The sequence below is a fragment of the Trueperella sp. LYQ143 genome, assembly GCF_046599595.1.
Lineage (GTDB): Bacteria > Actinomycetota > Actinomycetes > Actinomycetales > Actinomycetaceae > Trueperella.
The window spans coordinates 40,339-54,905 of record NZ_JBKIWR010000010.1; the positions used below are offsets into that span (position 1 = coordinate 40,339).

The window sequence follows — 14,567 nt, forward strand, 5'->3', positions numbered from 1 at the left end:
CTGGGCGTATGCCGTATCGCATACGCCCAGATGAGTCTGGAAATGACGTCAGAGATTACTTCTTTTTGAACGTCAACTGAAGATCATCTTCAACGAACGTTAAGGTACCATCCTTGAATTCACCACGAGATGTATTCCCATCCGCGGTCATCTCGAGTTCCGTATCAGAAAGAGCTTTCCAGGTGAATTGCACTGATTTACCTGAGGACTTGACGTTTCCAGTGCCGTCAGCCTTGATCTCAAGCTTGAATTGGTCAGCCTTCTCGCCAAGCGTCTTCGCATCGATCTTTTTACCGCCCTCAACGGCTGACTCTAATGCGTACACACCAACCATTTGTTCACCCGGCTTGGCGGTTTCCGCTGGCTCGCTGGGCTTGCTAGTTTCTGACTTCTCGGCAGGCTTAGTATTCTCCGCCTTCTTGCTAGGCTCGCTGGTCTCCGTCTGCGTGCCCTTCTCAGGAGCACTACCACTTTCATCCTTCGAGCTACAACCACTAAGCAAGAACGTAAAGGCAAATATGCACGAAAACAGCGCAAGAATCTTCTTCCCCATGAGAAATCTTTTCCTTTCGCGAAGATAAAAATATGGCGCGCACAGAGTTCTCCACTATGCGCGCCACTACAGGTAAGCGTAAAGGATCTCGCAAAAACGAATGCACCAGATAATGGCGCACCACCATCCTCTAGCTCACCGCCGGAAGCTCCAATTACTTCTTCTTGAGCTTCATCTGCGCTTCAGCTTCTGCATTTTCTATTACGAGGCGGTCGTCTTTAAGCGTTGCGGTCTGTGTTTTACCTTTAACCGTAATATCAACGCTATCGCCAGATGCTTTCCAGGTCAGATCCTCCTTCTGACCCATTGCTGAGGCAACACCCGTGCCATCTGCCTTAAACTCAAAGCTAATATCCAGACCCGCTTTTTCGGCATCCTCAGCGGTCAACGTCTGACCGCTAGCAGATAGTTCATCTACCACCCACGTGCCGACAATCTTCGCGCTATCGGCACCCGCGTCATCTTTTCCACCACAACCAGTAAGCAAGAATGACATTGCAAACACGCAGGAAATCAGCGCAAGAATCTTCTTCCCCATGAATAATCCTTTCCCAATTTGAAAAACAAAAGCCACAACACGTGCCACCGGGATCATCCATTAGACGCGCTGCACAGGGTAAAGCCTAAAGGACGCTAGAAAATAACACCAAACACGCGGGTATTTCGCCTATCTGAACGGTTCTCCAATCTGAAAGGATCTACTGCATCCGCTACTTCTTCTTAAGCACCATCTGAAAATCGTCGTTATAGTCAAAGCGTTTCACGACAGCGTTCGTGAATTCACCCTGATTTTAACAACACGACAGACAGCGACATTCTTTTCGGGATAGCTGGCTTGCGTTCTATCAGCAAGGATCAGTTCGATTTCCGTATCGGAAACGGCCTCCCATGTAAAATTCTTCGATAAGCCATCAAACTCCGCGCTGCCCGTACCGTCGGCTTTGATCTCAAAATGAATTTTTTGCCTCTCTCACCTATATCTTTTGCAGTAAACGTCTTGCTACCTTCGGTGATTGATACGAGTGCATAGTCACCGGCTATATCATCTTTCGAGCTGCAAACACTGAGCAGGAACGTAAAGGCCAATATAGACGAAATCAGGGCAAGAGAATCTTCTTCCCCATGAATAATCATTTCTTTCTCTACGAATACGTCACAATGCACATAAGCCCGCATACTCGGCTGCCACATGCGTACAGCGCAGCCCGACTCAATGGCATCACCAAGTAAGAAAAGCGCTATTTTGCTCTAGGTTAAGGGGATTGCGTGCTGCGCATGTCACTCAAAGTGCGCTGGGCCAACAACCGTTACTTCTTGGAGTACTGGAGGCTGCGCCCAGAATCCTGGGCCACGATGATTTTATCCCCAGTTACGTAAGCAGCCTGCACCATTTCCTCGACGTGCTCTAGCCCGCTATTCGCCCCACTCGTGCTCTTAGGCTGATCGTTTTCTTTCGGATTGTAAAAATCGATGATAACCCTGCCACAGGTCGCCTCCCACACAAAATCCTTACTGCCAGCAGAGTTAGAGGCGATGCCCTTGCCATCTTTGTGGAATTCCAACGTCGTATAGTCAGACTCTATTGGGTCATAAACACGTTCGGACTCTCGCTCAGCTTCTTGCTCAACTTCCCACGTACCGAGGAGGCTATCTGTAAGGGCGCTATCGGCATCCGCCCGCTTCAACCACATTTCAACAGTTCCCTGTGAATTTGAAGACGTAGCTGAGAGAAGACCATCTTGAAACCTAAAAGTCATTTCATCGTCGCGCTTTTCCCAAACTGTTATGCCATCAACAGATTCTTTCCACGAAAAGTCCTCCACATCGAGGTCTCCATGCTCAAGCTCTATGAAAAATCCCGTTCCGTCTTCTCTAAAGTCCACATACCCAAATAAATCCACATTTTGGTAAAAATCGGCAGCATGTGTTTTTCCATCTTCAACAGCATGATCAATAACCCAGCCACCAACGACTTTTCCGGTACTCAGTTTCTTCACGGTATCTTCCGAAGAGCCACACCCGGCAAGTAATACGATCGACATGAGCACAGAAGAAACCAGTGCTAATCCCCTTTTACCCATATCCGCACCATCCGATCCTCAATATCTATGACATTTAATGAAAATAACCGTTCAACTGCGACTTTGGGATCAAGTATATAGCTACAATTGCGAACTAAGATCACAGAACGGGCGTATGAATATTTTACCCCAAGAGGTTAGCTATTCTGACGTGGAAATTGCCAGCTTTACGGCAGAAAACTAGCTACCCGCGAGAATCCGTGGCAGCCTCTCACTCCAGCTCACAGCATCCCGAATCCCCTGCACCACACTCAACTCCGCCTGCCATCCCAAGAGATCACGAGCTTTATCAGTGCTCGTCACCGTGCCAGCGACATCACCCAAGCGCCGTGGCGCATACTCCACCGGCAGTTCAACCCCCATTGCTTCGCGAAACTCATTGAGCAACTCAAGAACAGTCGAACCGCGCCCAGTTCCTAAATTAATAACGTCAAAACCCCGAGCCTGGCTCTGAGCCATGACCCGATCAAAATGCGCCAACACTGCCACATGCGCCCTGGCAATATCCCATACGTGAATATAATCGCGCACCCCAGAGCCATCGCGGGTGGGCCAATCCGTGCCGGTAACCTGGAACACCCTATTCTCGCGATAGGCCTGAATCATCTTTCCTAAGGCATGAGTTGGATATGGATTTTGTAAGCCAGTACGCATAAGCGGATCAGCTCCGATGGGATTGAAATACCGCAATGCCACTGCCTCCACCTCGCCAGCAGCCGCCGCATCCGCCAACACCCGCTCATACATATACTTACTCGCCGCATACGGGCTAGCGGGAGAAACCGCCGAGGATTCATCCACACACAGATCCGCATTATCCGCATAGAGGGCAGCCGTTGAGCTAAACACCACCCGACGCACACCGCACTCGATTAGCGTCCGCAATAACACGATGGATTTAGCAATATTTGTCTCATAGTATTCCACCGGATGCGCCACCGATTCCGGCACGACGGTTTTCGCGGCGCAATGGATCACTCCCCAAATCGGGCCATGTTCCGCAATAATCCGGCGCACGAGATCACGGTCGGCAATATCCCCCTGATAGGCAATACGCCCCTGCGTAAACTGCGGTAAGCCGACGCTGAAATCATCGACAATGATCGGGGTGATGCCGTGGTCGAGGCAATAGGACGCAATGGTTGATCCAATAAAACCGGCACCGCCTGTAATAAGAATTCGCGGGGAGGATGCGGTTAGATCCGTGCCGTCCACTTCGCCATACACGCCCAGGACTCCTTTCGCCTGACAACATACATCTCAAGAGTAAAGGACAATGCCCCTGGATAAGACGACATCAGGGCGGGAGAAGAATTCTCCCGCCCTGATGTGCTAGTTCATCTCTCGCGGTACGGTATCTGCCGAACGAGGTTATTGCCTAGCCGCTGGCACTACCAATACCCGAGAACGTATGCCGTAGCGTTCCTTATGCGCGACGGCGGCTGACACCCGCAGCCACAGCACCTGCGGCAATGAGGGTGAGCGCAGCAATGCCCATTCCAGCAACCGATGCACCAGTGTGTGCCAGCGGCTTACCCGGCTTGACCGGAGCAGGCTTCGAGTCGATCGGCTTCGTCGGTTCCGGCTTGACGCCGTTATCCCCGCCTGGCGCCGGAGCCGGTGCAGCCTTAGCGCACTCAACCTTGACACCCATCGGCTCGTTCGTGCCGACCCAGTAGATCCGCAAGTTTTCCTTCTCAGCTTCCGAGAGGGAAACATTGCTATCCGGGTCGAGACCCATAAGCGGAACATTGATTACTTGCCCCTCATGACCCTTACATGCCGTCTCAGCCTTCATCGTCACCGGAACAAGCGCCTGACCAGCACCGTCGGTGGTGATAATAGCCTTCTCGTTCTCCGAATTCGGATCGTAAAGCGAGTTATTAATATCAGCAGTGCCCTTATCGTCAGAAGCGAAATACACCGTCACGCTCTTGTACGCATCCTTGAGCGGACCTTCGGAGAAAGATAGACCGCGCAGAGCAACGTTGATGGTATCGCCCTGCTTAACGACTTCCGTCGGCAAGGTCACGCCGATGGAGCGCTTCTCTATCGGCTGGCTGTACGGCTTCTCCTTCAAGTAACGAGCGAATACATCACGATCAAGCTTGGAAACGAGTGCCGGCTTGGTTCCAGTCGTCAACGCCGGGAAGGTATCGCCACCTTCAAGGAGGAATACCACCGAGGCAACCGTGTACTTCTTGGCAAGATCAATAGGCTTACCGTCAATCTCAATTGCCGTGATGCGATCGCCAATTGGGCGGCTCGGATCGTAGATGTAGCCGACATTATCGGATACCGCGATCTTCAACAGCGGGCGGGAATTCTGAGTGGAAAGGTTCGTCTTCCACTGCTGCTCAAGCGTATCCTTGAACGCTTGACCCGTGATCTCTACATAGCCAATATCGTTCGAGAACGGAAGAACGTCGTAGACGTCGCGATAGGTAATCTCGCCCTTATCGTTCGGAACGAGATCCTCGCGCAAGCCACCAGCATTCATAATGCCAATATCGATGGTCTTGCCAGCTTCCTTGCCTACCTCAACGCGCATTGCGTCGGCAACAATATCTCCGAGGGTAGATTCGATACCGCGGTTCGATCCAGGAGTGGTGACCTCATCGGGGTTCTTTGCGAAAACACCGCGATAGTAGGGGTACTTCGAGGTGGCAACGACTTCCTTGCCCTTCTCATTGGATTCAACGACGGCCTTTTCAACAACGGCCTTAACGTCAGCCTGATCGCCACACTGTGCTACCTCAGAAGCCGGGATAAGGATCGCGTCGGAAGAGACGACCTTGCCCGTCTTCTTGTTGAAGGTAAAGCGCAAATCGCCGAGGTTATCGGTGTACGAGCCCGAGGCAACACCGGAGAGCTTGTTACCCTCTGCGCCGTTGACCATATCGAACTCGTATGGCACGTGGGTATCGCCACCCATCAAGCCATCAATTGCCGATCCCATCTTTGGGTAGTTCACCTTGACGTCATCATCCAGCATCGCGATGACGATATCGGCTTCCTTATCTGCCTTGATCTTCTTTGCCAGATCGTTGAGCGGCTTGGTCGGATCGTTGAAGGTCAAGCCAGCAACCGCACCAGGAGAAACCTTGTACTCCACGTCGTTAGCAATCGCACCGATGAAAGCGACCTTGACGCCGGACGGAGACTCCCACACTTTGTACTTGCCCAAGTACGGGGTGCCGTCAGCCTTATTGCCCATACCCTCAACATTCATTGCCAGGTAGGGGAAGCCAATCTTGGTGAATCCATTGGTGCCATCAACGCGATCCTTGAATTCCTGGACGCCGTTATCCAGCTCGTGGTTACCAAGCGTTGACGCAATAGGCTTGAGCAGATTCAATGCCTCAATCGTCGGGTTATCCTTCAACATGCCAGAGGCGAATGTAGAAGCACCGATGTTATCGCCCAACAGGGTGAAAGATGAATCCGGGTTGGTCTGACGAGCCTTGTTCAGGTAGCAGCCCATTGCAGAAAGACCAGCTTCAGTGACCTTACCCTTTGACTTCACCTGCTCGATATGACCGTGAATATCGGTCAACATGTACAAATCCAGAGTGACAACCTCGTCACCATTGACCGTCTCCACACTGCGCGGGCTCACTGACTCAGCCGCCGGAGTTGCTCCTGGAGTGGAATCGGTAACGGGTGCAGCTTCAGCCGGTGCCGCTTCAGATCCACCATTGGAATCCGTTGCCGCCGGGGCTGCTGGCGCAGGAGCCGATTCTGCCTCGGCTACTGTGCTCTCGGATACTACCGCAGCATCTCCTGATGCCGGCGATGTTGAATCAACATCTGCCAATGCCACCATTGGCGCGGTAAACAGCGAAAATGCGGCAACACCGCCGAATAGGGCGTGCTTAGGTAGCTTCATTCGCGTTCTCCTCTTGATTAATTTGAGTGCTAAAGATCGTGACGTGACGCACAATCACGAACAAAGTCTACCATAACGGGCACTGATTCACCCCTGCTTTTGCCAATTAACCCGCACTATACCCCAAAGACCACCACCCAAACAGAACGCCAGATAGCAGCCTCACCCACCTGTTTTCCACATTCCCTTCTCGACACATCCGAACACATGACGAGCAGCCTTCGGCACATATTGTCACGACGCGATTTCCAACACACCTGCCCGCAATGTGCATACATCTACCCAACGCACAATTCTCGGCAGGCAACCCGTCACAATAGATCCTGGATGCGCAATTCCTATGCAATTCCTGCATAACCCCTCCGCATACCCCTGATAGATAGCCCTACCGCCGCGCACTCCCCGCCAACAGGCAAAAAGAAGAGCGCCTATTACCTACCGCCCCTGACGCCTGCCTCACAGCCTTAGCGGGCAACTCTCCTCGCATAACCCCTGGCATCCCGCTCATAACTGCCGGCACACAATCTTTCAGCACAAAACTACTGGCAACACAACTACGTCAACGCACAAGGCAAAACAAGAAAAGAAATAAAAACGGATAGAGCGCACGCACAATGATGCGCTCGGCATGCGCAAAGCCATCTGAGCCTCCACGCGCAGCACTAAACGTAACAGGATGATTTCGTCGGCACACTCTGCATTAGCGGAGTACTGAAAACAGCACGGCGAAACTGCACCTCAGCATGTAGGCACATTCCCTGCCTTACCTACGATCCGGTAACCTGTTACCTTAACCGTACCGAGAAGCACAGAAACATATCGCATGACCCACAGCCGCACACCCGCTGACCCACACTGGGTTCGCCACGTAACCTTTCTCCTTGCCTCCCAAGGCATTTCCCTTCTCGGCTCAGGGATCGTTCAGTTCGCCATCTTGTGGCATCTGACCCTCACCACAAAATCTGGCACCATCGTCGCCCTCGCCACCGCGAGCGCCTTCCTGCCACTCGTCGTGCTCTCCCCTATCGCCGGAGTATGGGCTGATCGTTACAACCGTCGGGTCATCGCCGTATGCTCCGACGCTTTCGTCGCCCTCATCACCCTCGGCATCTTCCTGGCCTTCCTCACCGATCACGCCTCGCTCCCACTACTCATCGGCGCTTTAGCTGCCCGTGGCGCTGGCGGAGCAATGCAACGACCTGCTATCCACGCCATGCTGCCCGGATTCATCCCCGAGGAGAAACTCCTACGCGTCAACGGAATCGCCGGATCGGTCACCTCGTTAACAGATATTTTGTCGCCCGCACTCGGCGGAGCAGTCCTGGCGCTATGGCCAATTCACAGTGTGTTCCTGATCGACATCGCTACCGCCATCATCGGCATCGCCTTATTCTGGATCTTTGTTCGCGTCCCCAGCGCCATGCCAGAACCAAAAGAGCTCAACGCATGGCACACAGAAATGCTGAGCGGCTTGCGCTACGTCCGGCATCACGCATTCTTTTTGCCATACCTAATGCTCATGGGTCTGTCGATCTTCGCCATCTCCGCTCCCGGAATGCTCTCCAGCCTCTACCTCGTACAAAAATTCAACTCCGACACCAGCCAGCTCTCCATCATGGAAACCGGCTTCGGCGTAGGCGCTCTGCTGGGCGGAATCGCCGTCTCCCTCTGGCCGATCTTCCGTCGCGAACTATCAACCATCGCCCTGGCAACCACCACTATTGGCGCTATTACTATTTGCCTGGCACTCGCCCCGAACTACGGGGGATTCGTCATCTTTATTGTGCTGCTTGGCTTCACCCTGCCGTATATCAACGCCCCCGCAATAACCTTGTTCCAACGCTCCTGCGATCGGGCACACCTGGGCAAAGTGATGTCCCTCGTCATGATTATTAATGGCGCACTCATGCCCCTTGGAGCTGTTGTTTTCGGGCCAGTGAGCGACCATATCTCGCTGGAAACGATCATGATTATCAGCGGCCTGCTGCAATTTATCTCCGCTTTCTTAACCGTCTCGCTTCCTCAATTACGACGAGTATCTGCCCCGCAACACATCGCCCCGCCAGCCGCAAGTGTCCACTAGGCTAGAAGCACGACAGCAACGGAAGGGTGCGTTATGGCCAATCGGTTTGATACCCAAGATAAACTCATTGCCGCCACTCGCGAACTGATCGTCAGCGCGGGAATTGAAGGATGCACGCTGGAGAATATCTGTGCCCGTGCCGGATTTACTCGCGGCGCGTTCTATTCCAACTATTCGTCAAAAGAATCCCTGCTAGCTGCCGTCGCCCAGGACGAATATGCCAACCTGATCGAGGTGCTCCGCGCAAAGGTTGACCACTGGGAAAACGAGGATAGATCCGCCAAACAACAAGAAGCTCCACAACTCGAAGATCTGCTCTTTGAAGCAATCGACGCCATTGGCATGAACCGCGAGCTGTATATCCTGCACTCTGAAATGCTGGCCCGTTCAGTGCGTCACCCTGCCTGGGGGTTGCAATTAAAAGATCTCAACAACGAGTTCATCCACTCCCTTGGGGACGTCCTGGAGCATATTTTGCAAGCAGTTGGGCGCGAACCGACGGTGCCCATGTATCCCCTGACCCACGCTGTTATTGGGGTTGTTATGCGCGGGGCCGGAATCGAAGCCTGGCGCGGGGCAATGGACGCATACGCTGACGAGCGAGCTGCCCAGCAGGCCGCTCATGGGATAGCACCTGGCGGTGCTGCCAGGGCTGGTTACAGCGAAACTGCTGGCAGTAGGGCTACTGCCGAGGGATCTGCGGGCACTATCCCGAATAAGGCAACTATCTCTTCGGCTGTTATCAGTGGAACTTCCGCTAACGGGCTTTCCCCGGAAAGGATTTCTTCTGAGGGGCTCTCCCCCGAAAGAACTGCTGTGGGCCGCCCACCTAGTAGGCGCAGTTCCCTCGCCCAAGACATCCTGGATTTCGTCCTCGTCTTGCTGCGCTCCTCGTCACGGCCAATATCCGGCTAGCCTGGCGAACAGCCAACAAAGCTCGGTAAACATCCCGCCGCCCATGCCATATTCACTTCATCTTGGTTAGCTACTTTTATCTGTTACGCTCTCGAACGCACCCTGATACGTCGTAATATGCGCATGGGGGCTGGCACGTGCTAGCCCCATCAACAACCTACGCAATTGCGTTTGGGCAATATCCACCGATCAGCACTGAAACACCAGCCCTCCTCCTTATCCTGGCAAGCTCGCGTTTATATCAACTCGGCGCACCACGAAACCACTGCGCATCCCCACCCGAACAATCTCTCACAATCACTGTTTTCCGCGATATATCAAGCAATACTCAGCCTGCATATCCATCTGGATACAAAAGTGTATTTCTCATTGCTCCGCATCCTTTTCAAGATGGCTGCGATGGAAGAAATCACGATTGTTCGTCTTGCTGACGTCGATTCGACAAATGACGAGGTGCGCCGCAGACTTGCCGCTCACCCGAATACCCCTGCCGGATGGACAGTCTGCGCTGACCACCAAAGCGCCGGGCGGGGACGCTACCAACGCCAATGGCTTGACGAACCTGGGCAATCGCTACTGTTTTCCACCTGGACAACTCCCCAACCTCACCTGTTGAATTGGGTCAGCCCCAGTGCCGGTATCGCCTGCGTGCGCACCCTACACCGCTGGGGATACCGCAATATCTCCCTCAAATGGCCCAACGATATCCTGCTGCGCACCGACACCGGATATGCCAAAGCCGGCGGAATCCTCTGCGAATTCCACGAACAACCCGAGGGCGTGATCGTCGGAATCGGAATGAACTGGCACAGCGTTCCCCGCTCATGCCTCACGGCCATAACCAGCCACACCACATCTGCTGACGGGCCGACGCCCACCCACACTCTTGCCAATAGCACCACCAGGCATGCTGGCTATCGCACCGCCGATAGCCACATCACAGCAGAGATGCAAACAAATGAGCAGAACCACGCTCACCCTCATATCCGCACCCACGCGAAAACACACCACCATCTCGACATCACTCACACCCACCCGCTATCGGGACCCGCTGCCGCCATCTGCGCTACAAACCCCTCCCATAGTGGCGTAATTAATGCCCCCGCCCCCACCGTCATGCCTTCCCACCTCCACCCCACCGCCCTTATCCCCGATATTCTTCACGAGCTCCACGCCCTCATGCACCACATGACGCCATCGCAACTCCACGCTGCATATCGCCAGCACCTCACCGGCCTGGGGCAACCCCTGAAAATTGCCCTCGCCTCCGGCAAATATCTCACCGGAATTGCACAGGACGTGGATGAGGCAGGCGCACTCATCCTCCACACCTCCACCGGATACCAGCGAATCACCTGTGCGGATGTCTCCTTACCAGATTCCGCCACAACCCCTGGGAGCTAGCCATGAAGAAAATCCTTGTCGCCAATCGCGGCGAAATTGCAGTGCGAGTCATCCGCACGGTACGCGAACTGGGATACCAGAGCGTTGCGGTCTACGCCGAACCAGATATTCACACCCTGGCCTGCGATCTTGCCGACGAAGCCTATTCACTGGGCGGGCACATTGCAGCCGATACCTACCTCAACCCTGCCGCCATTCTTCAAGCTGCACGGCGCTCCCACGCCGATGCCATCCATCCCGGATACGGATTCCTGGCCGAGGATGCCGACTTCGCCCAAGCCGTCATTGACGCTAACCTCACATGGATCGGCCCCTCGCCCCAAACCATCCGACAACTCGGCGATAAAATCCAGGCGCGGCAACTCGCTGAATCCATTGGCGTTCGCACCATCCCCGGGATCTCTGACGCAATCTCTGGCCCCGAGGCAGTAAGCGAATTTGCTGCCAAATACGGCTACCCGCTCCTTATTAAACGGGCCGACGCTGGCGGCGGGCGCGGCATCACCCGCATCGACAACGCTGCAGACCTCATCCGATTCTTCACCGAGCAACTCGACACCACGCAAACCTCCCCATATTTCGTTGAGAAGCTCGTCGAACATGCCCGCCACGTCGAAACCCAATGTGTGCGCGATAGCCACGGCACATTTTCCGTCGTTTCTACCCGTGACTGCTCAGTACAGCGGCGCAACCAAAAGGTTGTTGAGGAAGCCCCCGCGCCCGGATTATCCGATCAGCTTCAGGATCTCCTGTACCAGTGGTCCAACGATCTATTCGCTGCAGCACACTACGTCGGCGTGGGAACATGCGAATTTCTCGTCAGTGCTGACGGGCAGGCGTATTTCTTAGAAGTGAACCCACGCCTACAGGTCGAGCACACCGTCAGCGAAGAAATCACCGGCATCGATCTCGTTGCCGAACAACTACGCATTGCATACGGGCAATCTGCCAGCCCGATTCCACAGCCGCGCGGGCACGCCATCGAAGTGCGGGTCACCAGTGAAGATCCCGCGAATGATCTCATGCCAGCCTTAGGGCGTATTCATGCGACGACCTGGCCAGGCGGTTTAGGGGTGCGCGTCGATACCTTTATTCGCCCCGAGGATGAAATCGGCGGTGGATTTGACTCCCTCATCGCCAAAATCACCGTCCGTGCCGCAGATCGCGATAGCGCACGAGCACGGTTACAGCGCGCCCTGGAAGAACTATCCATCCTCGGATTGCCCACCTCTGCTCCGCTGTTGCGCCACATTATTGCCCATCCAGATTTTGCTGGGCTGGGCAGGTCGGACGCAGGCAACTCGGTGTACACCAAATGGCTTGAGGATAAGGATATTCTTGGGGAATTTGCGCAGATGCTCGCAGCCCAAAACGGCGACACCTCCTCAGGCATAGCGCCGGTGGCCGCCGCCGGATCTTCTTCTCATCCCTCTACCAATGCGTCGGCGCCGAGCGCACCCACTGCCGCTGGTATGCCATCCGGCTCTCCGGCAAACTCCGCCTCGGCAACCCCATCACGGGAACACGCTGCAGCGTCGCAGGCGAACAACCGCGCTGCTCGCAGCTACGTCATTGAGGTTGATGGCCGACGTATGCGCCTATCTCTGCCGCCGGATCTGACGTTAATGCCTCACGTCGGGAATGAATTTTCCCCTTCCGCTGCGCTACATGCCACCACTATCAACGCTGCGAGCAGCGCAAACGCCACATCATATCGCCCGTTACAGCGGTTAAAGAATCGGCGCGTTACCACCACCGAATCCGATGAGCAGCGCGCCGGGGAGATCACCGCTCCTATTCCAGCCACCGTTGTTCGCCTCGCCGCCCAGGCAGGCCAGGACGTCACCGAGGGCGAGCTTCTCATCGTTCTCGAAGCCATGAAAATGGAGAAATACCTCTACGCCCCCTGCTCTGGAACACTTGACGAACTCCACGTCAGCGTCGGCGATAGCGTCATGACGGGGCAAATCTTAGGTCATATTTCTCCTACCGAATCGCAGGAGGATTCCCAATGAGCACCCTTGAATTCACCTCCGACCAGATCGGACGCGAAAATTTTGCGGAACGTGCCGCCGCCATGCTGGAGGCTGCCGAAGAACGCGCTCGCAGCCGGCAACATCCAAAAGGTCGGCTAACTGCGCGCGAACGAATTACTCGCCTGCTTGACCCCAACACCTTCCATGAGATCAACCGTTTCCAAGGTGGCGATATTGACGCCGGATTCCTTGGCTCTGCGGTAATTACCGGATTCGGCACGATTGACGAACGCATGGTCGCCGTCTGGGCGCAAGATTTTTCCGTCCAAGGCGGCACACTCGGGCAAGTCGAAGGAGAAAAAATCGTCCGGCTCATTGAACAGGCCCTCACCTTGCGTATCCCTATCATCTCCCTGCTCGATTCTGGCGGGGCACGCATCCAAGAAGGCGTTACTGCACTGGCAGAATACGGTCGGATCTTTAAGGCAACCTCCACAGCCTCCGGCGTAATCCCGCAGATCTCCGTGATCCTTGGCCCATGTGCCGGTGGGGCCGTCTACGGCCCAGCATTGACCGATTTCATCATTATGACGAAGCGTTCTTCCTATATGTTCGTCACCGGCCCCTCCGTCGTTAAAGCTGCCACCGGCGAGGAAATCTCCTCAGAGGATCTCGGCGGCGGCGATTTACACAACACCCAATCTGGCGTCGCGCACTTCTTAGCTGAGGACGAGGACGACGCCTTAGAGTACGCCCGCGCCCTCATGACGTATCTGCCGTCAAACTGCCAGGATTCCCCGCCCCACTACGCGTTCGATCCCAGTTGCATACCGGCGGCTGCCGCCCGCGTCGGCAATCTCGTCCCAGAATCGGCCAAACAGCCCTACGATATGGTCAGCGTGGTTGAAGCACTCGTCGATCACGGCGAATTCTTGGAGGTGCAGAGCCTTTTCGCTCCATCCATCGTCGTCGGCTTCGCCTGTTTTGAGGGGCGGCCCGTCGGGATCGTCGCTAATCAGCCCCTACATGATGCTGGCACGCTTGACGTCAACGCCTCAGAAAAAGCTGCCCGTTTCGTCCAGTTCTGTGACGCTTTCGGGCTACCCATCGTCACCCTTGTTGACGTCCCTGGATACCGCCCCGGCTCCGAGCAGGAACGCGCCGGCATTATCCGTCGCGGCGCCAAGATGATTACTGCTTATTCGTCGGCCACCGTCCCGCTCATCACCGTTATTATCCGCAAAGCCTACGGCGGGGCGTATATCGTCATGGGCTCGAAATCTCTTGGTGCTGACGTGAACTATTCCTGGCCTGCCAGCGAAATCGCGGTGATGGGCTCTGAAGGGGCTGTCGATATTCTCTTCCGTCGCGAACTCATCAAAGCCGGTGAGGACGGGAAATCTATTGCCGAACAGCGCGCCAAATATCAGGAAGAATACGCCAAACAATCCGTCAATCCCAATCTGTCACTAAAAAAGGGGGAACTCGACGCCTTGATCGAACCCAGCCAAACCCGATCCGTGATTTGCCGTTCCTTATCCGTGTTGCGCACCAAGCAACGCGAATGTCACTCCCCACGTATTCATGCCAATGCGCCGCTATAGGAACACATAGGTACACAGGCGCTGCCTACTACCCGCCTATGTACCGCAATAACTCAATCAAC

General features: G+C 54.8%; 10 protein-coding genes. 5 read left to right on the forward strand and 5 right to left on the reverse strand.

What is annotated here, in order from left to right:
- Positions 1 to 55 precede the first annotated feature (55 nt).
- The 5 genes from ACLHIL_RS05040 to ACLHIL_RS05060 form a co-directional block, all read right to left on the reverse strand.
- Entirely contained in the window at positions 56 to 553 is a 498-nt protein-coding gene (locus tag ACLHIL_RS05040) for a hypothetical protein (protein ID WP_411296863.1), read from the reverse strand.
- A 154-nt stretch (positions 554 to 707) separates the two neighbouring features.
- Positions 708 to 1,091 carry a lipocalin family protein gene (locus tag ACLHIL_RS05045; RefSeq protein WP_411296864.1) on the reverse strand — a complete coding sequence of 128 codons (384 nt, stop codon included), beginning with the start codon at positions 1,089 to 1,091 and terminating at the stop codon, positions 708 to 710.
- A 769-nt stretch (positions 1,092 to 1,860) separates the two neighbouring features.
- Positions 1,861 to 2,634, reverse strand: a complete 774-nt coding sequence (locus ACLHIL_RS05050) for a hypothetical protein (protein WP_411296865.1) — start codon at positions 2,632 to 2,634, stop codon at positions 1,861 to 1,863.
- 180 nt (positions 2,635 to 2,814) lie between these two features.
- Entirely contained in the window at positions 2,815 to 3,861 is a 1,047-nt protein-coding gene (gene galE / locus ACLHIL_RS05055) for a UDP-glucose 4-epimerase GalE (RefSeq protein WP_411296866.1), read from the reverse strand.
- 199 nt (positions 3,862 to 4,060) lie between these two features.
- Positions 4,061 to 6,523, reverse strand: coding sequence for a bifunctional metallophosphatase/5'-nucleotidase (locus tag ACLHIL_RS05060; RefSeq protein WP_411296867.1), 2,463 nt, complete (start codon positions 6,521 to 6,523; stop codon positions 4,061 to 4,063).
- A gap of 823 nt (positions 6,524 to 7,346) precedes the next feature.
- Here ACLHIL_RS05060 and ACLHIL_RS05065 point away from each other — a divergent pair.
- The 5 genes from ACLHIL_RS05065 (at position 7,347) to ACLHIL_RS05085 (ending at position 14,505) form a co-directional block, all read left to right on the forward strand.
- Positions 7,347 to 8,606 (forward strand): MFS transporter, encoded by a 1,260-nt coding sequence (locus ACLHIL_RS05065; RefSeq protein WP_411296868.1) that lies wholly within the window; start codon positions 7,347 to 7,349, stop codon positions 8,604 to 8,606.
- Positions 8,607 to 8,639: 33 nt separating this feature from the next.
- On the forward strand, positions 8,640 to 9,521 hold the full coding sequence (locus tag ACLHIL_RS05070) for a TetR/AcrR family transcriptional regulator (protein WP_411296869.1): 882 nt from the start codon (positions 8,640 to 8,642) through the stop codon (positions 9,519 to 9,521).
- A 390-nt stretch (positions 9,522 to 9,911) separates the two neighbouring features.
- Positions 9,912 to 10,925 (forward strand): biotin--[acetyl-CoA-carboxylase] ligase, encoded by a 1,014-nt coding sequence (locus tag ACLHIL_RS05075; protein ID WP_411296870.1) that lies wholly within the window; start codon positions 9,912 to 9,914, stop codon positions 10,923 to 10,925.
- A 2-nt stretch (positions 10,926 to 10,927) separates the two neighbouring features.
- Positions 10,928 to 12,940, forward strand: a complete 2,013-nt coding sequence (locus ACLHIL_RS05080) for a biotin carboxylase N-terminal domain-containing protein (RefSeq protein WP_411296871.1) — start codon at positions 10,928 to 10,930, stop codon at positions 12,938 to 12,940.
- Complete coding sequence (locus ACLHIL_RS05085) at positions 12,937 to 14,505, forward strand: acyl-CoA carboxylase subunit beta (protein WP_411296872.1); 1,569 nt, start codon at positions 12,937 to 12,939, stop codon at positions 14,503 to 14,505. Before ACLHIL_RS05080 ends, ACLHIL_RS05085 begins: the two co-directional genes overlap by 4 nt.
- Positions 14,506 to 14,567 lie beyond the last annotated feature (62 nt).

What these genes read in the sequence shown, in the direction of transcription:
- ACLHIL_RS05080 (WP_411296871.1), top strand. Translation starts at nt 10,928, where the DNA reads ATGAAGAAAATCCTTGTCGCCAATCGCGGCGAAATTGCAGTGCGAGTC.
- ACLHIL_RS05085 (WP_411296872.1), top strand. Translation starts at nt 12,937, where the DNA reads ATGAGCACCCTTGAATTCACCTCCGACCAGATCGGACGCGAAAATTTT.
- ACLHIL_RS05065 (WP_411296868.1), top strand. Translation starts at nt 7,347, where the DNA reads ATGACCCACAGCCGCACACCCGCTGACCCACACTGGGTTCGCCACGTA.
- ACLHIL_RS05050 (WP_411296865.1), bottom strand. Translation starts at nt 2,634, where the DNA reads ATGGGTAAAAGGGGATTAGCACTGGTTTCTTCTGTGCTCATGTCGATC.
- ACLHIL_RS05060 (WP_411296867.1), bottom strand. Translation starts at nt 6,523, where the DNA reads ATGAAGCTACCTAAGCACGCCCTATTCGGCGGTGTTGCCGCATTTTCG.
- ACLHIL_RS05075 (WP_411296870.1), top strand. Translation starts at nt 9,912, where the DNA reads ATGGCTGCGATGGAAGAAATCACGATTGTTCGTCTTGCTGACGTCGAT.
- ACLHIL_RS05045 (WP_411296864.1), bottom strand. Translation starts at nt 1,091, where the DNA reads ATGGGGAAGAAGATTCTTGCGCTGATTTCCTGCGTGTTTGCAATGTCA.
- ACLHIL_RS05040 (WP_411296863.1), bottom strand. Translation starts at nt 553, where the DNA reads ATGGGGAAGAAGATTCTTGCGCTGTTTTCGTGCATATTTGCCTTTACG.
- ACLHIL_RS05070 (WP_411296869.1), top strand. Translation starts at nt 8,640, where the DNA reads ATGGCCAATCGGTTTGATACCCAAGATAAACTCATTGCCGCCACTCGC.